The 23,387-nt window shown below is 41.9% G+C and carries 21 protein-coding genes and 5 pseudogenes; 21 read left to right on the top strand and 5 right to left on the bottom strand.

Translation table 11 applies throughout. The annotated features are described in order from the left end of the window. The 3 genes and pseudogenes from KNP64_RS13915 to KNP64_RS13925 form a co-directional block, all read left to right on the top strand. A partial coding sequence (locus KNP64_RS13915; protein WP_214794064.1) for a hypothetical protein occupies positions 1-242 on the top strand: 242 nt, incomplete at its 5' end. Between the two features lie 158 nt (positions 243-400). Then, on the top strand, positions 401-784 hold the full coding sequence (locus tag KNP64_RS13920) for a hypothetical protein (protein WP_029595509.1): 384 nt from the start codon (positions 401-403) through the stop codon (positions 782-784). A gap of 195 nt (positions 785-979) precedes the next feature. Continuing rightward, a pseudogene (locus KNP64_RS13925) lies at positions 980-1,108 on the top strand (ATP-binding protein); the annotation flags it as partial. Between the two features lie 378 nt (positions 1,109-1,486). On the opposite strand, the gene KNP64_RS13930 reads toward KNP64_RS13925, so the two are convergent. The 3 genes from KNP64_RS13930 to KNP64_RS13940 all read right to left on the bottom strand — a co-directional run bounded on the left by KNP64_RS13930 (position 1,487) and on the right by KNP64_RS13940 (position 5,836). Further along, on the bottom strand, positions 1,487-1,879 hold the full coding sequence (locus KNP64_RS13930) for a FixH family protein (protein WP_029336184.1): 393 nt from the start codon (positions 1,877-1,879) through the stop codon (positions 1,487-1,489). A 770-nt stretch (positions 1,880-2,649) separates the two neighbouring features. Then, positions 2,650-3,987 (bottom strand): murein hydrolase activator EnvC family protein, encoded by a 1,338-nt coding sequence (locus tag KNP64_RS13935; RefSeq protein ID WP_029336183.1) that lies wholly within the window; start codon positions 3,985-3,987, stop codon positions 2,650-2,652. 307 nt (positions 3,988-4,294) lie between these two features. Beyond that, entirely contained in the window at positions 4,295-5,836 is a 1,542-nt protein-coding gene (locus KNP64_RS13940) for an N-acetylmuramoyl-L-alanine amidase (protein WP_081828362.1), read from the bottom strand. Positions 5,837-6,220: 384 nt separating this feature from the next. On the opposite strand from KNP64_RS13940, the gene KNP64_RS13945 reads away from it, so the two are divergent. The 7 genes and pseudogenes from KNP64_RS13945 to KNP64_RS13975 all read left to right on the top strand — a co-directional run bounded on the left by KNP64_RS13945 (position 6,221) and on the right by KNP64_RS13975 (position 12,254). After that, a complete protein-coding gene (locus KNP64_RS13945) occupies positions 6,221-6,895 on the top strand; it encodes a thioredoxin domain-containing protein (protein ID WP_029595508.1) in 675 nt (224 codons plus the stop codon). Continuing rightward, a complete protein-coding gene (locus tag KNP64_RS13950; RefSeq protein WP_029336179.1) occupies positions 6,892-7,311 on the top strand; it encodes a disulfide oxidoreductase in 420 nt (139 codons plus the stop codon). Before KNP64_RS13945 ends, KNP64_RS13950 begins: the two co-directional genes overlap by 4 nt. A gap of 420 nt (positions 7,312-7,731) precedes the next feature. Further along, a complete protein-coding gene (locus KNP64_RS13955) occupies positions 7,732-8,070 on the top strand; it encodes an ArsR/SmtB family transcription factor (protein ID WP_029336177.1) in 339 nt (112 codons plus the stop codon). A 23-nt stretch (positions 8,071-8,093) separates the two neighbouring features. Further along, the gene (locus KNP64_RS13960; RefSeq protein WP_029336176.1) at positions 8,094-9,035 is read left to right on the top strand and encodes a cation diffusion facilitator family transporter; all 942 of its coding nucleotides are present in this window, start codon (positions 8,094-8,096) and stop codon (positions 9,033-9,035) included. A gap of 124 nt (positions 9,036-9,159) precedes the next feature. Beyond that, positions 9,160-9,975 (top strand): ZIP family metal transporter, encoded by an 816-nt coding sequence (locus tag KNP64_RS13965; RefSeq protein ID WP_029336175.1) that lies wholly within the window; start codon positions 9,160-9,162, stop codon positions 9,973-9,975. A gap of 321 nt (positions 9,976-10,296) precedes the next feature. Next, positions 10,297-11,190, top strand: a pseudogene (locus KNP64_RS13970) (arsenic resistance protein). Between the two features lie 212 nt (positions 11,191-11,402). Then, positions 11,403-12,254, top strand: a complete 852-nt coding sequence (locus tag KNP64_RS13975; RefSeq protein WP_029336174.1) for a cation diffusion facilitator family transporter — start codon at positions 11,403-11,405, stop codon at positions 12,252-12,254. A 497-nt stretch (positions 12,255-12,751) separates the two neighbouring features. On the opposite strand, the pseudogene KNP64_RS13980 reads toward KNP64_RS13975, so the two are convergent. Next, positions 12,752-13,876 (bottom strand): annotated as a pseudogene (locus KNP64_RS13980) (heavy metal translocating P-type ATPase); the annotation flags it as partial. On the opposite strand from KNP64_RS13980, the pseudogene KNP64_RS13985 reads away from it, so the two are divergent. The 3 genes and pseudogenes from KNP64_RS13985 to KNP64_RS13995 all read left to right on the top strand — a co-directional run. Then, positions 13,868-14,663 (top strand): annotated as a pseudogene (locus KNP64_RS13985) (IS3 family transposase); the annotation flags it as partial. The pseudogenes KNP64_RS13980 and KNP64_RS13985 overlap by 9 nt on opposite strands. Positions 14,664-14,722: 59 nt before the next feature. Next, positions 14,723-15,109 (top strand): annotated as a pseudogene (locus KNP64_RS13990) (DUF6036 family nucleotidyltransferase); the annotation flags it as partial. Between the two features lie 32 nt (positions 15,110-15,141). Then, entirely contained in the window at positions 15,142-15,492 is a 351-nt protein-coding gene (locus tag KNP64_RS13995; RefSeq protein WP_029336171.1) for a hypothetical protein, read from the top strand. A gap of 188 nt (positions 15,493-15,680) precedes the next feature. On the opposite strand, the gene KNP64_RS14000 is transcribed toward KNP64_RS13995, so the two are convergent. Beyond that, positions 15,681-16,427, bottom strand: coding sequence for a hypothetical protein (locus KNP64_RS14000; protein WP_214794061.1), 747 nt, complete (start codon positions 16,425-16,427; stop codon positions 15,681-15,683). Positions 16,428-16,943: 516 nt separating this feature from the next. Between KNP64_RS14000 and KNP64_RS15020 the strand changes: the two genes are divergently transcribed. The 8 genes from KNP64_RS15020 (at position 16,944) to KNP64_RS14040 (ending at position 23,299) form a co-directional block, all read left to right on the top strand. Continuing rightward, positions 16,944-17,084 (top strand): thioredoxin domain-containing protein, encoded by a 141-nt coding sequence (locus KNP64_RS15020; protein ID WP_353048191.1) that lies wholly within the window; start codon positions 16,944-16,946, stop codon positions 17,082-17,084. Positions 17,085-17,197: 113 nt separating this feature from the next. Then, positions 17,198-17,656 (top strand): CopY/TcrY family copper transport repressor, encoded by a 459-nt coding sequence (locus KNP64_RS14010; protein ID WP_128124343.1) that lies wholly within the window; start codon positions 17,198-17,200, stop codon positions 17,654-17,656. Between the two features lie 45 nt (positions 17,657-17,701). Beyond that, the gene (locus KNP64_RS14015) at positions 17,702-17,917 is read left to right on the top strand and encodes a heavy-metal-associated domain-containing protein (RefSeq protein WP_029336168.1); all 216 of its coding nucleotides are present in this window, start codon (positions 17,702-17,704) and stop codon (positions 17,915-17,917) included. Between the two features lie 18 nt (positions 17,918-17,935). Continuing rightward, a complete protein-coding gene (locus KNP64_RS14020; RefSeq protein ID WP_214794058.1) occupies positions 17,936-20,395 on the top strand; it encodes a heavy metal translocating P-type ATPase in 2,460 nt (819 codons plus the stop codon). Between the two features lie 14 nt (positions 20,396-20,409). Beyond that, entirely contained in the window at positions 20,410-20,685 is a 276-nt protein-coding gene (locus KNP64_RS14025; RefSeq protein WP_034781864.1) for a glutaredoxin family protein, read from the top strand. 142 nt (positions 20,686-20,827) lie between these two features. Then, on the top strand, positions 20,828-21,070 hold the full coding sequence (locus KNP64_RS14030) for a heavy-metal-associated domain-containing protein (RefSeq protein ID WP_214794055.1): 243 nt from the start codon (positions 20,828-20,830) through the stop codon (positions 21,068-21,070). 50 nt (positions 21,071-21,120) lie between these two features. Further along, the gene (locus KNP64_RS14035) at positions 21,121-21,798 is read left to right on the top strand and encodes a hypothetical protein (RefSeq protein ID WP_235420268.1); all 678 of its coding nucleotides are present in this window, start codon (positions 21,121-21,123) and stop codon (positions 21,796-21,798) included. 79 nt (positions 21,799-21,877) lie between these two features. Next, the gene (locus KNP64_RS14040; protein WP_128124340.1) at positions 21,878-23,299 is read left to right on the top strand and encodes an MATE family efflux transporter; all 1,422 of its coding nucleotides are present in this window, start codon (positions 21,878-21,880) and stop codon (positions 23,297-23,299) included. Positions 23,300-23,387: the final 88 nt, after the last annotated feature.

Below are 23,387 nucleotides of genomic sequence, written 5' to 3' on the forward strand. Positions count from 1 at the left end.
AATCAATCCTTTTTGATTTTATTCCCATAATGTCGGTATCACTACCTCACCAACATTGCGTAAGAACCACTCCTATTTTGCATTACACACTTCGACGCCTTCCTGACCGGCTCCAAGAAGATTTTGACGACTTAAAACTTGTGAGCATGGATCTTCTTTGTGATGTGAAGGAAGGAGAACGCTTGACCCACCTCACCGTCTTTTTCAATACCAATATGATTCGACGGAATCGTCGTACATAAGAACAAAAATATTTGTATACATGTATACATGTAGATTTGTATACGCGTATACATGTATACATTTTTTAAAGTCGTCATTTCTGTAGTTTCATGAACAAGGACTGAACTGGCTCTGGACGGGGAATCGTTCTATAGCGAAGCGGAAGGGGGGAGACGTGATGGATGAGGGGCTGCTTGATGACTATGCGTTCGCTGGATTGGATCCGTTCGTCCGGACGGTGTTCTCGGAACTGATGGAACATCCCGAATGGATGCGTGTCGTCGACAGGGAACATTGCGTCGAGAAGGTCGTCCGGTTCGATGACGGACGGAACTCGCCTTACTTCCGGGTGCTGATCTATCTGGATGCAGAAGAGCGTCCGATCAAGAAAGTGTATCTATACGGGACATGGGTGGTGGCGGATGGAGAAGTCAGCTTCGTCGTCTCAGAGCTATCCAAGGGTGTATTCGAATATGAAGTGATGCATGTCCATTGGCTCATCAAGTATCGGTTCGAGGATTGGGGCGTGTCTGAAGACGGGGCATGGGAGAAGGAATGGTGATCCGGGCTCATGCGTGAGCGTCTAACGCCAGGAGGCGAAGTCGCTCATCGCACCGCTGCCCCCCTGACGGCCCGATAACAAGAGCTGCTGGCTCACCGCCGCATCTCTATGTTCCTGGCCCTTTCTAACGGGAGGCACGGAGCGTAAGGGCAACGTCAAAAGCAAGAGCGTGGGCGCGTCTAACGCCACGCGGAGTGGCATTCGAATCTAGGACAGGCCCAAATCGCGGACGCAATTCTCGACAGGATCGTACACGACTCCTATAAAATCCTGGTCGATGGCGAAACCTCAATGAGGGAACACCACGGGCTAGGGATAAGCTAAGATCTTGGCCATCGATGAGTCGATGGCCTTTTTCTTCATATTGACTCGCTCAGTCGTCCGCACTAGTGGCTCTCTGTATCCGCAATACTCAGCAGGACAAAAAACGCATCCTTCGAGTTTTTGAGGATGCGTTTGAGCAATGTGACTCTATTTGACTCGCGTTTATATTCCTACATATAAGCATACAACTGATGGTAGTTTCCAAGGTGGAGCGACGGAATGGACGTATCAGACATTGGAGCGGAAAGGATATATCATAAAATTGGTATTTTTCGAGCATATATCACAAGGTTGATGTTGTCGCGCGATTCAATAAAAACGAGTTTTTTCATCATGGATTAGCTCGTCTATATTATTAATTGTAATAATTAAAATTTATTATTTTACTAATATTTCGTTTTTGGGCATAGAATGATAGCTTCTTGCTGTCGTATGTGAATATATAAAGTATTTACCGGGCTCTTCAAAAATATAAGAAATTACATACAGTCCGTCTTGTTGATAATTGGCTTCAATTTTTTCGTGTTGGCTTTCCTCTTGGCCTTCTTTCCATATCTCGAATTCAACTTTATCCGCATCGTCTACTTTCTCGTTTCCTTGAGAAACAGTTGCTATAAGTTCAATAACTTCGTTTGCTTTTACTATTTCAGGATCTGTTTTAAATTGTACATCAATTAATTCTGGAATCACTTCAGGTCCATTATTGCTTACTGTACTTCCACAACCAGATAATACTAACAAAACAATCAACAGTGAAAAAAACCTTGCCATCTTTTTTCTCTCCTTTAAACGATTTAATATTAACATACACGAAAATGTGATGTATTGATTATTACATTAAAAGTGACCTGATCATGCAATCTTATTAGCTATCGAGCATAGACCCCATGTCACTTTTAAGGTTCAAGACTTTATAGAGCGTCGTATGCTCGATTGGTTTACTTTTCTATATAAAAAATAAAGAAATGTACATTTTATATATTAAGTTCAATTTTATATATTAAGTTCAAAAGATATTAATTGAACTTAATCCAAAAAGTTGGATCATGAAATAGATCATCTGGTGACTTCGACAACCTAGGTTTGAATTTGGACCTTCATATCCGTAAATTTATCATCGACCGTTAGACACGGCCTTAGTAACCTAAGGTTCGTCTCGACGTATATTGCCAGTTGAAGGTCATCAAAGGAGAGAAGAGTCTGTACTTCAAGATTGAATCGATTAAAGATTGTCTACCCATCCATATCGTTTTTAATATCTACATAGTGAATGTGTATGTCGCACCTGAGATTGTATTCCCCAGGCACTCGTAGGGGGGTGGGGGCACGAACGAAAGCTCATCCTAACTTTCTGAAGTTTTTCTTGCGAGTCAGTTAGCGTTTGGTCACCGAGACTTTAAAAGCTTTCGGACATAAAAATCGCCCCATAAAAATTAGATTATCAGGTCCAACTTTTACGGGGCATCTAATATTCTGTGGTCTAAATATTAAGTGATTTACTGAAGTAATTATATAGTGTTAAACAATTTCGCCTCTGAAATTCAGAAAAATTGGGATGGGTTGACTGTATTCCCTGCACTTGTAGCTGAGTACGAATAGTTTCCTCGATGGACTTCAAAGTGTAAATGAGAACCGGTCGAATTTCCGGTACTCCCCATCGCACCGATGTTCTGTCCTCGGGTCACACGTTGTCCGGCGGAAACGGACAATGAGCTCATGTGAGCATAAAGGGTAGTCCAAACTTGACCGCCTATGACATGCGTAATGATGACATGATTTCCATAAGGTCCACCCCAGCCTGCTCGAGTTACAGTTCCTGTTTGAGCAGCCATAATAGGAGTTCCTACTGGTCCAGCTGTATCTAGTGCATTATGGAAGCTGTAGCCATTGGCCCCGCCTGCTGGACCCCATCCTTGGGTTACGATACCTGAGGTTGGACGTTGAAAAACTCCGCCACTTGTTGGAGAAGCGAGTGAATCCGTAGTCTTTGAAGTGTTTACCACTTTCTCAGAGTTTGGTGATTTTTCGAGAGAGGCTTTATTCTCGCTGATTTCATTTTTTTCGGCACTTTTTGCTTCTGCAGCTTTACGCGCAGCCTCTTTGGTACGAATTTTAGCTTGTTCTTCAAGCCTTTGGGCTTCAATCTCTGCTTGAATTGATTTTTCTTGTTCTTGAAGCGTCGATTCCATTTGTTGCAAGCTTACCAATTTAGATGTGAACTGGATTTTTTCGGCCTCTAATTTTTTTATTTGAGCAGCCCGCACTTTAATTTTGCCGTTCAATTTTTTCTGACTATTCTCTAGCTCTTCTTTTTGACTAATAAGCTTATCTTTTTCAGTGTCCAATTCAGCTTTAGCAATTTGAAGCTTATTTTTTGTTGATTGATATTCTTTGAAAAGTTCTTGATCATTTTCTTGAATCGTCCCTGCGGTGATCATGCGTGAAACCAGATCACCAAAGTCTTTTGAACCAAAAATAAATTCAGCCCAGTTTATAGAAGAACCACCGTTTTTTTGCATCGTGACCATGCGTTCTTCCATCAATGTCTTTTGAGAGCTCATTTTTTTCTGGAATTCTTTAATTTGAGTTTGAATCTGAGCAATTTTCTTTTGGGTTGTCCGAATTTCAGCCTTCTTCTGGGTGACCTCATTGATAATATCCTGTAACTCGGATTCCAAGTCATTCAGTTTCTGTTCTTCGAGTGTGATATCTTGTTCACGCTGCTGAATTGACGTATTAGCTTTACGTTGCTCTGTAGAATTTTGCGCTTGCTTCTGCTGGATATTTTTTTGTTTTTCAGTCAAGTTTAAAGCGTAAGAAGGGGATGCGCTTTGAACTAACATAACACCAAGTAAAGTTGAAGCTATAATTTTTTTCATGGTAAACAATGTTGTTGCCTCCGTAACTTATCTCTATTATAAAAAATGCGTTGCTGGATAAAAGTATTCGTATCATGATTAAAACTCGAACCGGAATCATTGTATCAATATTACTTCACCATCTATATTTCTATTTCTTTTCATTTCTATGTCAGTTGTTCTTTTGAGTTTATTGTCATTCGAGTATATCAAGAGAAATACTTATAATGCCATTTTGATGAGGAAATGAATGATGACCACTGAATTTAGGACATTTTGTCTCAAATTCAGTGGTCAAATCGTTTGTTAGTATTTGTTTGGTGTTTATTTAGTAGTAACTCTTCATAAATTTATCAATTCCTTTGGCGGTTGCTTTGATCATGTTACTTCCCGACATATAGGAGCGATCTACTGAGTTAGCAATAAAGCCATATTCGATGAGAGTAGAAGGTACCGTGTTTCTTCCTACCACATAGACATCTTGTCGCTTAACGCCTCGATTTTTAAAATCTGGAACGTTCATGGCGATTTCTTGATTAATTACTTCACCTAATCTGCGGCTAGCGTTCGCATATGGATTTGTGGTGTACGCGCTAGAAGTAGGGACGAGTGCTTCATGACCTGTAGCGAAAGAAGGTGAAGAATTAATGTGGACGCTTATGAAAGCGTCAGCATCAAGCCTTTCTGATAGATTGGTCCGCTCAACAAGTGACAAGTATCTATCATTTGAGCGCGTTAGTTTCACTTCATAAAGCTCATAGTTTTTCTTTAGTTCGTCGGCCACACGATTAGCAATGTTTAGGGTGAGTACTTTTTCTTGAACTGTACCGTTTGAAGTCACTGCACCAGCATCTCCCCCACCGTGTCCAGCGTCAATTAAAATCACGTGTTTGTTAGCTGGAATCACCGGTGATTTTATAGGAGTTTTTCCGGTAAATGGTTGCACAAAACCAGATGATACGTAACCGACTTGATTGTTATATCGCACCTTGTACCAACTGGCGCTTTTCGATATGACAGAAATCGAAGTGCCTGAGGGAATTGTTGTCAAAATAGATCCGTAACGACTCGCTTGGTTACGTAAATTAAGATTTTCGATAGTAATATATGTTGGATAAGTGGATAAAGAATCCCCCGGTGCCACTTGCACTATATAATGTCGAGCAGGTGTGAATCCTGTAATACCGTTATACATAACTTTTAACCAAGAACCCGTTGTGCCCGATTTTCCTAGTACAGTCACTTCAGTAGATGCTGGAATCGTAATAAGGACCTTTGAGTTCACTAAAGACATGCTTGAGCGAATCTCGGTCGTTTGCTTACTTCGTGACTTCATAGCCGAGGGCGATATGGTTACATACTGACTTGCCACATAGCCTTGAGTCCCATTGTATGATACTTTATACCAAGGGCCTGAGGCAGCATGGTACATTAGTGGGCTGGACTTTGGGATAGTCATTAAAACGGGTGATTTGACAGATGGGCCCTTACGCAGATTTAGTGAAGTTTTAGTTTTATATATTGTGTTTATTGAACTGACTGAATTTTTAGGTATAGGTTTTGGCGTCACGTACTTCGTTGAGACATAACCGATTTTTGAATTAAATGAAACTTTAAACCAGGATTTATCTTCTCCATATACACCTATCTTCTTAATGGTTTTTCCTTTTGGAATCGTCAAAAGGACTTTGCTTTTTGAAGAGAACGAGGAACGCAAATTCAAATTTTCAGTTGTTATGAATAGAGATTCCTCTGCATGTACGACGTTTAGGACGTTAACACTAGTTAAAAGCTTAAAGGGATAGAAAAAAGAAGTTAATAAAGCCAAGGAAATTACTAAGCTTATTCGAAATTTATGTTTAGACTTCATAATAGACTCCTCATATGTAGTTTTTTTGGTTGTAAAGACCCATGAATGGTTTTTTACTATCTGTATGGTACTTATCCTTTAAATATTAGTCATTCTATGCAACGATTATTGGCTTTCGTCTATCTACAGTTAAAAGTTTTCTTGCCCTGTTTTAAAATGCACTATTATTAAGGGGAATAGACGTATTTTAAGAAATAAATTGGCCCTCCTTTCATCTGCATAAAAGTTTAGTTGCATGAATGTGTTAGAATGTAACTTGTTTGACTCATAGATTTCGTTTTTAGAAGTCCATGGATTCAATGTTGAAAAACTAAGGATACTCTAGTATTTTTAGCTATAATTCTGATAAAAGAAATAACGAATTTATAAAAGAGGTGAATTGTTTTGAAAACTAATCAACTATTGACTATTTTTACATCCGTATTAGTAATTGCAGTCTTAGCTTTTTTATTTTTAAATGATCAAAGTTCCGAAAAATCAAAGACTAAAATTGTTCAAGATGAAAAGATATCAGTTAATAATCAACCTACAATAGGTAAAAAGGAAGCGCCGATATCAATTGTAGAATTCGGAGACTATAAATGCCCTTCGTGTAAAGAGTGGGGTGAAACAATCTATCCTCAACTTGTAAAAGATTACATTGAAAGTGGGAAAGCTTCCTTTAGTTACATTAATGTTTTGTTTCACGGAGATGAGTCCACTTTAGCTGCCCTTGCATCAGAATCTGTTTACAAAAATCACCCAGAATCATTTTGGCAATTTCACAAAGCTATTTATGAAGCTCAACCTGACGTGCAAATACACGATAATCCATGGGTTACGGTGGAGAAAATGGAAGAGATTGCGACGAAGACTGTCCCTTCTCTAGATTTAAATAAATTTAGAGAAGACCTATCAAGTCGTTCTTCTAGATTAGAATCAGTTAAAATGGATGCGGCGCTCGTAGAAAAATACAATGTTACACTGACCCCGACGATTGCAGTTAATGGGGTCATCCTTGAAAATCCATTCGACTATACCTCTATAAAAAAACAAATTGAAAAGGAGCTAACCCAATGAGCGCTTCAGTAATAAACCGATATGGACTGTACCTCGCCTGGGTTGTTTCAATTACTGCAGTACTTGGAAGTCTATATTTTAGCGAAATTCGTGGTTTTATACCTTGTGAACTCTGTTGGATTCAACGTATCTTTATGTACCCAATAGCTTTGATTCTTGCAATTGCAGTTTTCAGAGAAGATAGCTCAATCAAATTTTATGTTCTCCCTTTATCAATAATCGGATTCTGTATCTCTTTTTACCACTATCTTGTACAAAAGGTGCCCGGCTTTTCGGAAGTCAGACCATGTGAACAAGGAGTTTCCTGTAATGCACAGTACATTGACTGGATGGGTTTTATCACAATTCCGTTTTTAGCGTTGACCGCCTTTTTTCTGATTACAGTCATTCTTGGACGAATCAGTACCAAACAGTAGTTTTTGATTTGGATTTGAAAAATGAAGAACTAATTGTATCAAATTGGTATGCTTACTAAAAAACAGCTTTGATTTAGAAAAACATGAAAAGCTTTTTGAAGTTGGAAAATAGATTAGACAATACCCAGTAAATAATTCAATTGACGTTTTCTTAAAACGTTAGTGTACTATATTGATTTTTTGAAAAAGCGTGACTACCTATCGAGTATGAGATCTAACTAGCTCTCTAATAGGTAGTTTTTGTATGGCTAAAAATAAGAAATAATCGCAAAACCAGAGAAAGTATCTCAAATCTTCAAGTATGTAGAGCTGATAGAATAAATGTTTTTTAAATTAAGTGTTGACGGCACAGCAAAAGTCTAATAAGTTATATATGAACATATGAACATGTATAGTTATCATGAGCGGAGGTACTGACTTATGGATGAACCGATTGAAGATACTACAGAAAATGAAATAGAAATAGGGGCGCAGATTGACGATGAGACTCTATTTATTGTATCTCAGACGTTCAAGGCACTTAGTGACCCGACAAGAATTAAAATATTAACCCTGCTATGCACAAAGGAACATTCGGTCAACGGAATAGCTGATCTTCTTAACTTAAGTCAATCAAACGTGTCTCATCAGCTACGTTTTTTAAAAAATCTTCGACTTGTCAAGTTTAGAAGAGAAGGAACTACTCTATTTTATTCAGAAGATGATCACCATGTCATGAACTTACTAAGACAGGCGATTGAGCATGCGAAACACCACTAAATATAGTAAGGAGAGTTAATCTTATGGCACATAATCATGCACATGATCATTCTCATACCTCTAACAAAAAGATTTTGATCATTTCATTCTTTATTATTTCGGCATACATGGTTGTAGAGGCGATTGGAGGGTACCTTACAAATAGCTTAGCACTTTTAGCGGACGCAGGTCACATGCTTAGTGATGCGGCTTCGCTCGCTATTGCATTACTTGCCTTTAAATTAGGTGAACAAATAGCGAACAATCGTAAAACGTTCGGATATAGACGCTTCGAGATTCTAGCAGCTGTTTTAAACGGGGTCACACTCATACTGATTTCCATATATATCTTTTATGAGGCCATCAATCGATTTATTCAACCACCTGAGGTCGCATCCGTAGGAATGTTAATTGTTAGCAGTATTGGCCTTGCTATAAACCTTCTTGTTGGATGGATTATGTTAAGAGGTGCAGACGTAGAACATAATTTGAATATGCGAGGTGCTTATCTACATGTTGTAAGCGATACGTTGGGTTCAGTCGGTGCAATACTGGCAGCGCTTCTTATCATGGCATTTGGATGGAACTGGGCAGATCCGCTCGCAGGAATCATTGTAGCGGGACTTGTTTTACGAAGTGGTTATTTCGTGACGAAATCCGGATTGAACGTATTAATGGAAGGTGCACCACAAAACGTTGATGTCGAAAAGGTTCTTCAAGTCATTCACAACAAGGAGGGGGTACGGAGTATACACGACTTTCATCTTTGGAGTATCACAAGTGGAATGAATGCACTCTCATGTCATGTTGTCGTTGATGGTAATTTACAAATCTATGACAGTGAGAATCTACTTCAAGAAATTGAACACGATTTAGCACATCTGAACGTTCAACACTCTACGATTCAATTCGAAACTCTTTCTCATCCTCACAGCGATGAATTGCTTTGCAAACTGAAGGTAGGGGAAGTAGTACATCAACATTAAAAAAATCACCTGTTGAGTAGGATTGACAATCAAGAGGAGGAGACAGCAATGCTGATTTTGGATAATAGTTACTTAATTTTGAGCATGTATAGAAACTCGATTTTTGGCAACGGAGTTTTGATAGATGATTGAATATATTTCTTCGTTAGAACCCCTTACTCAAGCATTGCTGGGTACTTTATTCACTTGGGGGATGACGGCGCTTGGTGCCGCGTTAGTGTTTATGACAAAATCAATGAATCAAAAGCTAATGGATGGGATGCTCGGTTTTGCTGGAGGAGTAATGATTGCCGCTAGTTTTTGGTCATTACTCTCACCTGCAATTGAGATGGCGGAACAAGATTCTCTTCCGGCGTGGTTACCAGCTGCAATCGGTTTCTTACTTGGAGGATTCTTTTTATCAGGTGTTGATAAAGTGATTCCACATCTGCATCCCACTTCACCGATGGATGAGGCTGAGGGTATAAACCCTAAGAAGAGAAAGCGGAGCACGTTACTGGTGTTAGCAATAACATTGCATAATATTCCAGAGGGACTTGCCATAGGCGTTGCATTTGGAGCAGTTGCAGCAGGATTCCCTTCATCATCAATCACGGGAGCTATCGCGCTGGCAATCGGAATCGGCATACAAAATTTCCCTGAGGGTGCTGCTGTGTCAATGCCATTGAGACGAGATGGATTATCTCGTCGTAAAAGTTTTTTCTATGGCCAGTTATCTGGTATGGTTGAACCGTTCGCGGCGTTGGTAGGAGTAGTAGCAGTACTCATAATGGAGCCTTTACTTCCGTTTGCGCTAAGCTTTGCTGCAGGAGCAATGATTTTTGTTGTAGTGGAGGAGGTAGTCCCAGGATCTCAAGAAAATGGAAACAAGGACTTGGCTTCTGTTTGTTTAATGTTTGGCTTTACAATCATGATGATTTTAGATGTGGCTTTAGGCTAAAATAATTATTTTTTTAATGGTTATCACTTTATTTTTTGACTGATATATATTCAAGATACTAACTATATTCGGAAGTGTAAATAATGAGCCTTAATTATATTTACTTTCAGTCGGTATTTTTACTGTTGGATAAATAAAAATACTAGAAGAAAAAATATAAAACCTCTTGCCCTGGCAATTAAAATCGTGGAGTTATCTATTTCATTCTGAAATTTCCTGAAAATTTTGGGGGTGATTTTGATAGAGAAGGAAAGCAAATTCGGAATTCAAGTGCTAGAGAAGGTGGAAGCCCACCAAGTCAGTATATACATCATTTTTTTGATGTTGGCAGTAATCTTTGGTCTATTGAATACAGAAGCTGTATATCTCGATATTTTTATTTCTCCCCTTTTAGGAGTTTTGATGTATGGGATGTTCGTTCAAATTCCGTTTCTGAAATCGAATGGATCTGCTACAAACATGAGGTTTGTGGTAGCTCTTTTATTAGGAAATTTTGTTGCCGTTCCTTTAATAGTTTAGGTTTTGGTTATCATATTTCTTCAAGATTCATCACTAATGCTGGGGGTGTATTTGGTGTTGTTAACACCGTGCATCGACTATGTGATTGTTTTTACAAAGATGGGAAAGGGAAACGAATCAATATTGTTAAAAGTAACACCGATTCTTTTAATTTTACAGACGATACTCTTACCCATATATTTATTCGTATTATTAGGAGAAAAGGCTATTAGTATCGTTAGGATGGGTCCATTTCTAGATGCATTTCTATTTTTGATTTTTATACCGCTTCTATTAGCGATAATGACACAATTGTGTTCTAAAAAGAGTTCTTTAGGTAATCGTATCATGAAAATGCCGCCATGGATTCCCGTTCCATTTATGTCTTTTGTACTTTTTGTGGTAGTTGCCTCTCAAATTAGGGAAGTGTATAGTGACCTCGGGACATTAATAGATGTAATACCAGTTTATATTTTATTTCTACTTATCATACCATGGGTGTCAAAGTCCCTTGGTAAGTTGTTCAAACTAGATATTGCTTCAAGAAGAGCAATTACATTTAGTATGGGAACAAGGAATTCACTTGTAGTTCTTCCATTAGCATCTATATTACCAGAGCCCCTATCAACACAAGTAGCTGTAGTGATCATTTTACAGACCGTTACCGAATTGTTCGGAGAAGTCTTATATATAAAATTAGTGCCTAAATGGTTCTAACAAATTAGATACATGTATTTAATTTCGCTTTCAAAAATTACGTCCTTCGATTGTTTATTAAAATATTAAGAACTGCGCTTAAGTTCTCAAGTATGCGTTGTTTACAATCAATAGGCAAAGAAATTTATTATATTGCAGAACGCTAGAGACCAGTATTATTCTAACAACTAACCTTTTTAAGGATGGACTACCAAGTGAGGAGAGATCGAACAATGGCGAGTACTGATAAGGCATCAAAAAATATCAAACTAGCATTTATAATTAATCTTGTTTTCTCGATTGGTGAATTTATCGGGGGATTTTTGATTAATAGTGTTGCAATCATGTCGGACGCCATTCACGATTTAGGTGATGCTCTTGCATTGGGCCTGTCCTGGTTCTTACAAAAATTTTCGAACAAAAAACCCGATCATAACTTCACTTTTGGATATAATCGTTTTTCCCTTTTAGGAGCATTAATAAATGCGACAATATTAATAATTGGATCTGTATATATTTTTACTCAAGCAATTCCTCTACTGTTTGAACCGGAGCATTCTAATGCACAAGGAATGATTTGGTTTGCAATTTTTGGTGTGCTTTTAAATGGTTTTGCGGCATTCCGTCTACACAAAGGAAAATCAGTAAATGAGGGAGTACTATCTTGGCACCTTTTAGAAGATGTTTTAGGTTGGATTGCCGTTCTTGTAGTAGGGATAGTTTTACTCTTCAAGGATATACATATACTTGACCCCATCCTATCAATTGCTATTGCGTTGTTTATATTAGTGAATGTGTTTCGTAATTTAGTTAAAACAATGAAAATACTTTTAGGTGCTGTCCCTGATGGTATTGACATCGATGAGGTGAAGCAAAAGATTGAAGGTATTGAAGAAGTGATTTCTGTTCAAAACCTATATGTCTGGTCAATTGATGGCGAAGATAACGCCATGAATTTACACTTAATAGTAGAAGAGATGAATCTAAAGGATTCAACTATTGTTAAACAAAAAGTCAAAGAAGTGACTTCAAAACTAGATATTAAACATTCTACAATAGAGTTAGAATCAAAAAAACACAACTAAAGAAATAAGTCATCCTTGCACCAAATCCACACTGAGGTTCGACATATGAGTAAAAATTCTATACTTCATACCGTCTGATACCAATAAATACTTTTCTACGTGCAAGGAAACTGAATATCGAATGAGGGTATATTTAGAAACCCCCTCATTCGTTTTTTTTTTGAACACTATCGAAATTTCGTCTCTTAAAATAGGATGTATTCGAATGAATGAATGATTCCAAAACGAACGTTCAAATATTTAGATTTAATTGTCATAGTTTAGTAGACCTATCGACCGGATTTTCTTTCCATACTTCGGAGAATATTCCGGTCAATGAATAAGGTTCGGCCTCGATTAAAACTGTCTGATGATAAAAAAGCTGATAATGAAACCTAAAAAGATGACTCGGGAACAATACCGAAGTCATCTTAAAGCCGTCTTAAAAAACAGAGATCATTTATTTTTATCATACCCAGTACAAATTCGAGGATATAAAAATGAATATTTTTGTTTTTTTATTCTTTGACATTCATCAGTCTTAAACTGTTCAGTGCTACCAGAAGAGTTGCCCCCATATCGGACATAATAGCTATCCATAGGGTGAGCCAGCCCGGGATGACCAAGAGTAATGCAATCGCTTTGATACTGATAGCGAACGCGATGTTCACTTTGATAATATTTAGGGATTTTCGGCTCAATTTTATCGTAAACGGTAGTTTGCTCAAATCGTCGCCCATCAGGGCGACATCTGCTGTTTCCAAAGCGGTATCCGTTCCAGCACCACCCATGGCAATTCCAACAGTAGAGGCAGCGAGTGCCGGAGCGTCATTTACGCCGTCCCCGACCATCGCGACATTGTCGTACTCAGCTCGCAAGCGTTTAATGACATTTAATTTATCCTCTGGCATCAATTCTGCCTGGATTTCGTTGACGCCAACTTGCTGGCCGATAGCTTTGCCTGTCCCTTTGTTGTCACCCGTCAGCATAATTGTCTTTTTAATACCCATATCATGTAGTTTCCGGATGATTTCTTTGCTGGATTCCCGGACTTCGTCGGCTACGGCGATAACCGCCAATATGCTTTGTTTCGTTCCGATAATCATCGAAGTCTTACCTTGCTGTTGCAGAGCCGTTACGGTTTGGTCCAGATTATTATCAATACTTTCAACACCTAGCTCGTTAAAGAGAAGCGGGCTTCCGATAAAGTAGGTGGTGCCGTCTATCGTTCCTTTAATGCCTTTTCCTGTGATGGAAGAGAAGTCCTCAACTCTGATAGAGGTGTAAGGTATGTTTTCCTCGTCCGCTTTTTTCATGATGGCAGAGGCCAACGGATGCTGAGAACGATATTCCAATGCCGTCACGATAGAAAGCAGTTCTCTCTCGTTTACCTGCTTGTTCGTGATTTTAAAGTCTGTGACGACAGGTACACCTTTGGTCAGGGTACCGGTTTTGTCAAATGCAATAGCTTTCAGCGCGCCCATTTCTTCCAGGTATACGCCGCCTTTAATCAAGACCCCTTTTTTGGCAGCATTACCGATGGCGGAAACAATCGAAATCGGCGTCGAAGTGACTAAGGCACACGGGCAACCCACTATTAGAACCGCCAATCCTTGATAGACCCAGGTTTCCCAGCTGGCATCTCACGTGCGGCCTATTACAAATGGTTGAATCGCACCATACCGGTGCGTCAAGAAGAGAACGAGAAGCTTCTGGAGGACATCCGTCTACTCTATGACCAGGCGAACGGCACATACGGGTACCGTCGGATCACGATGACGATCAACCGGTTGCGCCGACAACAAGGACTGTCCCCGTTCAATGAAAAGCGAGTCTATCGCTTGATGCATATCCATGGGATCCAATCGGTCATCCGCCGGAAGCGGAAGAAGCATAAGAAGTCAACGCCGCAGCACGTGGCCGAGAATCTGATGAACCGAGAGTTCAGCGCGTCCCGACCGGACGAGAAATGGTGCACCGACGTCACCGAGTTTAAATATGGTGCCGGGAAAAAGGCATACCTGAGCGCAATCATCGACCTGTACGACGGCTCGATCGTCGCCTATCGCATCGGAAAGTCCAACAACAACGTTCTCGTCTTCCAGACGATGATGCCAGCCATCACGGGGCTCGCACAGGAGCGCGTCCGATGATCCATAGCGCCAATATACCTCGAGAGGGTTCAAACGCATGGTGGAAGACGCGGGACTGACCCACAGCATGTCCCGGGTCGGACGTTGCATCGACAACGCCCCGATCGAGAGCTTTTGGGGTACCCTGAAAGTCGAGATGTACTACCTGCGTGAGTTTCAGGCCTATAGCGAACTCACATCGGCCATCGAGACCTACATATCGTTCTACAACCATGACCGTTTCCAGAAACGGCTAAACGGCTTGAGCCCTGTCGAATACAGGTCTCAAGCCGCCTAGTTCGGTTTTCATTATTTGCCCTGTCTACTTGACGGGGGGCAGTTCAGTATCGTCCGACGCGAGATATTGATATTCGCGTGACGGAGGGCGTCGTGACACCTGAATTGAAAGAGGCGCTTCATGAATATGAAATTGAAATTGTCGAAGGGGTGATTCAGTTCCCACCCCGTGAAGACTTTAGGGAAAATGAATTCCGGCATAAGATTGAAGGGCTGTTCGAGGCGATTGATGTGTATATCCCCGACATTGAACTTTTAGCATGTACCAAGATTTTCTCCTCTCGCCAAAAGGATCTAGAGGATCTCGAAAAAACGAATCTATTGGCACTTTGCGATAAAGATAAACTTCTCGACCTTGTAGAGGAATACAAAGCAAACATGACGTGGGACAATCCATTTTGTAACGTGCATGACTTGAGTCGAATTTTTCAGGAAAAGGGTATATAATAAATCAAAAGAAGAGTAGAGGAGGGTGACCGATGTCAGACAGTAATCATGTACTTCTGCAAAGCGAGCTAGCGGATGAACTGAATCGTATGCAGGCAGGCGGGACAAGCTATCGCTTAGAGACGGCTCAATTGGCCCTGGCATTAAGTCGTCATGTATCGGTCCCTGAATCGCTACGTGACCGAGAAATGGCTCGCCAGTATGTTCGATCTTCACTGCATGATTTACAGGACGACCGGGCAGAGGATGTGGCAAAAATGCTTAGTATGGCAGCACGGCGTGCCTACAACACTCCTGAAAATACGTTCTCGGTAGATATGAAAGTGAAATTAGAAGAAAAGCGTAATCGATTCAAGGTGCGTGGATTGCAGGTGAAATCTTAATTGGACCAAGCGGAGTCATTCTTTATACTCTCATGAGGTTATGATTCTACGTGTGAATGAAGCATCTTTGGTCAAGTCATTGAACATGTATCAGACGATTTCTTCAAACCGTTAAATACTTTGTTTGTAATAAACATAAGGGTACTAGATTCAGTCACTGGTTGACTCAACCTAGTACCCTTTTCGTATCATTGTTTATTTTGTTGGGTGCTCCGCTCACGCAGGACCGCGAGCTCGACCTGTTCCTGTAACCGGTTCTCGAATGTCTCTTTCTCTCGACGGAGGAGCTGGACTTCTAAGTGCAGTTTCTGGTTCTCTTCTTCAAGCTGGTCAAGACGGCGTGTACGAGCTTTTAAGTCGTCGACAGCGTCCATATGACTTTGATTTTGCCGATAGAGCTGGCTACGTTCATCTTCTAGCTTTTTCATGTCTCCTTCTAGATGAAAAACTGTTTTTTTCTGCTCTTTTAGTTCTTCTTTGTTAGACACACGTTCTGTTTCCAATGCGTCTTCAACGATTCTCTTTTCAGCGATTAGTTGGTTGATTTGATCTTGTAATTGAGTGAGTGCAATTTCATGTGACGACACCTTTCGCTCATACTCCTCTTGGAGTCGTTCAGCTTCTGCAATTACGCTTTGTTCAAGGTCATGAATGGTATTTTTATATCGCGCGTTGATTCGTTCATGTTCTTTTTGTTGCGTTTCTAGTCGAGTGGCTCGTTCATTGAACAGGGCAAGCACTTGATTCAGTGCTGCTTCGAGTGATTCGTTCTCCTTGACGACTAAGGGGTCCGGTGACTGTTTATCGGCCAATGATATTAATTGCTCGAATAATTGGTTGGTTGATATTTGACGTTGCTCCATTAAACGCTGAATATGTTCTTTCACTTCTTGTGACACGCGGAATGACGTCACCTTGGTCTCGTTTGATTCCAATTCTAATCCCTCATTTGGTTATTATTTTGTATACAGCATATGTAGTTCCTATATTTAAATCATTTAAATACAAGTTGTTATAAAAAAAATCACTCATAAACTGGCACTTTGTGGTGTAGGAAGGTATACATTTCGACGTCGAAATGTATACCTTCCTACACTTTTTACTTATGAGAATGTCTCAATAGTAAGCTAGTAGTCGAATCATCTATTTAATCCTAGCGACTAAGCAACAAAACGCTTAAGACAATTCCTACTTTGTTTTATTACATCATATAAGAGATGACAGTAGTTAACAATTTAAAGCTGTATGAGTTCAAAATAAATACGACCCAACTAAGTACGAATCGAATTAGTGTTTTGAGAGAAACAATAAGCTTAAAGAAACATACAAAATGGACACGAATATATAGATTGACAAATAACGTTTACAGTTGTAAATTTAAATCGATTACAAACGTAAACGAAAAGAGAGGAGAAAAAATGCTTTCGAAATTTCAATTATCTGATTTGCAAATGGTTAATCACTCTACGCAGCCTGTAGTCTTAAAGTTCACCACCGATTGGTGCCCGGGATGCCGTCAGCTCGCACTACTATTTGAAAGCGTTGCTGAAGGATATCCAGATGCGTTTTCTAGACAAGAATATAGCCAATGAAGACTGAATAGCGAACCCAAAAACATAATGGTTGACAGACGACGTTTACGATTGTAAACTTAAATCAAACAAAACGTTTACGATTGTAAACTTAAAATTTGGAGGTTAGACAAATGGCTGGACATGTCGAAAAACAAATCACGGATTCAGAATGGGAAGTCATGCGTATCGTTTGGGCCCAAAATCACGTGACCAGTAAAGAAATCATCGAGGTATTGGAAAAGAAGATGAGCTGGAAGCCTGCGACGACGAAGACATTCATTGGAAGGCTCGTGAAAAAAGGGATGCTCTCAACCGAGGCCGAGGGGAAGAAATTCATCTACTCCGCGAACGTCGTTGAAGGTGACGTCATCAGAGAGACGTTACACGATCTACTCGATCATATCTGTGACAGGGATGTCGGTAACACAATCGGAACGATGATCACACAGGCGACACTGAGTGTACAGGATATCGAGAATCTCAAAAAAATCCTTGAGATGAAGGAAAGTGAAGCGGTGGAGGACATTCCATGCACCTGTACCCCGGGTCAATGCAGATGTCAGGACCATTCTTGTGGATCCAGACATTGAGTTTGAAATGATGTCATGAATGTAGTGAATAGGAGGAGACTCAAGATGAAAAAAACGATTTTAACGATTAAAGGTATGTCATGCGCTCATTGTGTCAACAAAGTCGAGTCAGCACTTGAAGGTCTGAATGGGGTTGAAAGTGCGAAAGTCAACTTAAAGAAAGGCATTGCAAAAGTGAAGTACGATGAAACACGACTAGATGTGAATGAATTTAAAGAAGTTGTGGGCGAGGTCGGTTACGAAGTCGAATCAGCCCAATAATAATGGAGGTAAGACGATATGGAGAGTAAGACATTTGCCGTGGAAGGGATGACCTGTGCGTCCTGCGTTCAGACAGTTGAAAAAGCAACAAAAAAATTGCCTGGCGTAGTGACCTCCAACGTCAACCTAGCGACTGGGAAATTGAGCATTCATTACGATGAGACGAAAATCTCGCCGCTGGATATTCAGACGACCGTCGAGAAGGCTGGCTACAAGGCCTCAACCGAGACCGAGCAAAGATCATTTGTCATCACAGGGATGACTTGTGCCTCGTGTGTGCAGACGATTGAGAAGGCCACGAGGAAAATGGTGGGTGTGACTGAGTCGAATGTGAACCTGGCGACAGAAAAATTAGTCATTCGATATGATCCTCAGCTGGTGACTGTATCAGATGTCGTCCGAGTGGTGGCAAACGCCGGATATGAGGCAAGAGAAGATCAAGAATCAGCGGATAGTCAAGATACCGAGAAAGAAAAGAAACTGAAAAAAATTCAATCGATGTGGAACCGATTTGTAGGGTCGGCGATTTTCACGATTCCATTACTCTATGTGGCGATGGGGCATATGATCGGCCTACCCCTACCGATGGCATTGCATCCAACGATGAACCCAGAATTGTTCGCTGTCTTGCAGCTCATGATGACCATCCCAGTGATGTTGTTCGGATGGAAATTCTTCTCCGTCGGATTTAAGACATTGTTCCGAGGGCATCCGAATATGGATTCACTTGTCGCCCTAGGGACGAGCGCAGCCTTCTTCTATAGCGTCGGTGCCACCATGGCTATCCTCTCAGGTTATGAGGGATACGTGAATAGCCTCTACTATGAGACAGCCGCAGTCATTCTCACGCTGATCACATTAGGTAAATATCTTGAAGTCCGGTCGATGGGTAAAACATCCGAAGCGATTGAAAAATTGATGGGACTGGCACCTAAGACAGCAAAGGTCGTCCGCAACGGACAAGAGTTAGAAGTATCAATCGACGAAGTCATCGTCGGCGACACGATTATCGTAAAGCCTGGTGAGAAGATTCCGGTGGATGGCGTGGTTCTATCAGGTAATACGTCTGTAGACGAATCCATGCTGACCGGTGAAAGTATCCCTGTTGAAAAAAATGTGGGTGCTCAAGTCATCGGTGCCAGCATCAACAAGAACGGGATCATCCAATACCGAGCCACGAAAGTCGGTAAGGATACAGCGCTATCTCAAATCATCAAATTGGTCGAGGATGCACAGGGCTCTCGAGCTCCTATCGCAAAACTGGCCGACATCATCTCCGGATACTTTGTACCGATTGTCATCGTCGTCGCGATCCTTTCAGGGATTGCATGGTATTTAGGCGGTCAGACCGGCCTCTTCGCCTTGACGATCACGATTTCAGTACTGGTCATCGCCTGCCCTTGTGCACTAGGTTTGGCCACACCAACAGCAATCATGGTGGGTACGGGCAAAGGTGCTGAGAATGGTGTGTTGATCAAGAGTGGCGGCGCCTTGGAGACGACCCATAAAGTCCAGACGATCGTGTTCGACAAGACAGGGACGATTACTGAAGGAAAACCGAAAGTGACAGATATCGTGACAGTGAATGGACATCAAGAAGATGAGTTGTTACGCTTGACCGCTTCCGCTGAAAAAGGGTCTGAACATCCATTGGGCGAAGCAATCGTAAGAGCGGCAGAGGACAGAATGATGCGTGTCATGGATATCGATCGTTTTGAAGCCATCCCAGGGCACGGGATCGAAGTACTGATCGATGGAAAAGTCTTGCTTGCCGGAAACAGAAAATTGATGAAAGACCGCGGCATCTCACTGGATGTCCTTGAAGGCGCTTCAGACAAACTCGCACACCAAGGCAAGACGCCGATGTATATCGCGATTGACCAACAAATCGCAGGGATCATCGCTGTCGCAGACACCGTCAAAGAAAACAGTCGTAAAGCCATTCAGAAACTTCAACGAATGGGTATCGAAGTAGCCATGATCACCGGAGACAACAAAGGTACGGCCATGGCGATTGCGAGACAGGTCGGGATCGATCGGGTACTGAGTGAAGTGTTACCTGAAGATAAAGCGAACGAAGTGAAGAAGTTACAGGCCGAAGGGAAGAAGGTCGCAATGGTCGGTGATGGAATCAATGACGCACCAGCCTTGGCCCAAGCAGACATCGGAATCGCGATCGGTTCGGGTACTGACGTTGCGATCGAATCTGCAGACATCGTCTTGATGCGAAGCGATTTGATGGATGTACCTACAGCTGTCGAATTGAGCAAGTCAACCATCCGCAACATCAAACAGAACCTGTTTTGGGCATTTGCCTATAATGTCATGGGTATCCCGTTTGCGATGGGGATTGTTTATCTACTCGGCGGGCCCTTGTTGAACCCGATACTTGCCGGAGCGGCCATGAGTTTAAGCTCAGTCTCGGTCCTGGTGAACGCACTCCGTTTAAAACGATTCAAGCCTTCGATGATCAAATAAAAGGAGGGAGTGGGATGGATACAGCCCTACAGCTCGAGCTTTACACGCGTCCGACGTGTTCAGATTGTCAGGATGCCAAAAAATATTTAAAAACAACCACAGTCCCTTATGTGAACAAAGATGTGGGTGCGAACCTTGACCTTGAACAAGAAATGGTAGCGATATCAGGGAATCGAATCGTACCACTGTTTGTCTTCTACAAAAAAGGGATGCTCAGAAAAAGAAGAGTAGTGAAGTACTTTGTTGGCTTCGAGAACAACAAAGAAGAGATTCTAACATTGCTACGATAAGCAACGATAGCTCACTCTCAGAACCTGTTGAAAGCGTGTCGCGCAATGAGGGACACGAACATAAGGTGGCGAGGGTGTAAAAAAATCGATACTTTTACACCCTACCCATGTATGGTAATTAAATAATCAGGAGGAACATATAATGAAAAAATCAACATTTCAGGTAGCGGGTATGTCTTGTGGATCTTGCATCAATAAGATTGAAGGACACGTTGGAAAGTTAGCGGGTATTGAATCAGTGAAGGTCAATCTTTCGGCGGGAGAGGTGGACGTGACGTTCGATGAAAGCCAACTCACACTTTCTGAGATTGAAACCGCAATTCAAGAGACTGGCTACGAGGTACCGGAGGCGACCGTTAAAATCGGTTGTTCTTGCTGCAAGTAATGGAGGTCGAGTGACGGTGCGATCAAGGACTACACAAAGGAGTGTTAAACGTGAAAGACCATGGACATCATCATATGAAGAACTTGACGGGAAATGAAGTGTCTGTAGAAGCCAAATATGAATTCGGGAAAATCAGTATCGAGTTAAAGGATCAACATCAGCAAGCCCCGGAACTCGAAGTCAGCCATGAAAAGGAATTCCATTTGATTCTCGTGAACGAAGACCTAACTGAGTACCGACACCTCCATCCGTTTAAAAAGGGTGAGGGTCGATTCGAGCAACCCGTCCAACTTGAGGCAGGGGCGTATAAACTCTTCGTGGATATTCAGCCTAAGGGACTGGCATATCAAGTGAAGCCGGTTCACTTACAGATTGATCATCAGTCCTCTTCCTCTATCGAATCGTCACTTAAAGTGGATGAGCGTCTGACGAAGACGATCGAAGGTCATACCGTCGAGCTGTCGATTGACTCTTTAAAAGCGCATGTCCCGACTGTCTTCAGCTATGACACCAAAGAAAGTAACCCGGAGCCATACCTTGGAGCACTTGGTCATGTCGTCATCTTGGATGAAGCCGGAGAACAGTTTATCCATGTGCATCCTTCTTCTCATGATACGACGGAATTTGAGACGGTCTTCCATAAACCTGGCCTATACAAGGTCTGGGCCGAATTCCAGTTCCATGGGACTGTGCACACCTATCCTTTCGTCATTCGTGTCTCAGATTGACCATGAGCGACCCATGGTTCCTCGTTGGGTCGCTTTCCTGTAATCGTTGTAAGCATAATTTTCGAAGGAGAGGACTCAGATGATAGAAAGTGAGCGGCTGGACACTCATGGTGATCGAAAAACCAAGATGAAATTCATCCTTCTACTCGCGTTACCAGCGGTTGCCGAGAATTTTTTCCAAACGTTGCTCGGATTTGTCGATACGCTGTTCGTCTCAAGAATCGGCCTAGCAGAAGTGTCAGCGGTAGGAGTGACGAATGCCATCCTCGCCATCTACTTTGCTGTCTTTATGGCAATCGGTGTGGCAGTAAACGTTTATGTCGCCAATAACTTAGGCGCAGAACGAATCGAGCGCGCGAGACATATCGCGCAGCAGGCCATCGTCCTATCTGTCGTGGTCGGGGTGACCTTTGGGGTCGTGACGCTATTTTTCGCTGAGCCTCTCCTGCGGTTGATGGGGGTGGAGAATGACGTTTTAGAAGCTGGTAGCACCTACTTCAAAATTGTCGGGATCCCATCGATCGTGATGGCATTGATGTTTGTGCTCAGTAGTATCTTACGAGGTGCGGGAGATACAAAATCACCGATGAAGGTGAGCATCGTCATCAATGTCGTCAATATTGTGCTCGACTATATGTTGATTTTCGGTTTTTGGATCATCCCCGAACTTGGTCTCGTCGGAGCGGCACTCGCGACCGTCATCGCCCGGCTCGTCGGGACGCTCTTATTGATGAACTATATTCGTAAGACGGAAGTCATCGCCTTCAGGAAAGATTTCTGGAGACCGGATCTCGAACACCAGTTGGAGCTCGTGAACCTTGGAAGCCCGGCGGCTATCGAGCGATTGGTCATGAGAGCCGGACAGATCGTGTATTTCGGATTCATCGTGGTACTCGGGACGAACACCTTCGCCGCGCATCAAATTGCAGGGAATCTAGAGGTGTTCTCTTATATGTTGGCATATGGTTTCGCGACAGCAGCAACCATTCTCGTCGGTCGCAACATCGGAGCGGGAGACCACGAGACCGCCAAAGAATATGCCAGATTGAGCACGTTCATGGCGATGGGCTTCATGTCCTTATTCGGGGTTGTCTTATTCTTCTTCGGAGGATGGGCAGGTTCACTTTTCACCGACGATCCCCAAGTCATCAAAGACATCGATGTCGCGTTAAAAATAGCAGCGGTCTTCCAGCCTTTCCTAGCAGTTGTCCTTGTATTGACCGGTGGATTCCAAGGAGCGAACAATACGAAGTTTCCAATGTATCTGACCACGATCGGTATGTGGGTGATCCGGACTGGGGCAGTATATGTATTGGCGATTCAGATGCAGATGGGCATTGCAGGAGTGTGGATCGCCATCGGTCTAGACATCGTCTTTAAGGCGATCGTCCTTTGGATTCAATTCAGCCGAGGGCGTTGGATTGTAGTGGAATCCGAACCGCAGAAGCCCTGTCATCCCAAAACTAAGCATGAAGACGTGCGATGTATAAATAATTATTAACACTTGGCTGAAATTGTAGGAAAGAGCAAAGTTGTTCTTTCCATTTATCTTTTCTAAAAAAGTTATTAAAGGAGCACGTCACGCCGAC

The organism is Exiguobacterium sp. s64 (genome assembly GCF_018618035.1).
GTDB lineage: Bacteria > Bacillota > Bacilli > Exiguobacteriales > Exiguobacteriaceae > Exiguobacterium > Exiguobacterium mexicanum_A.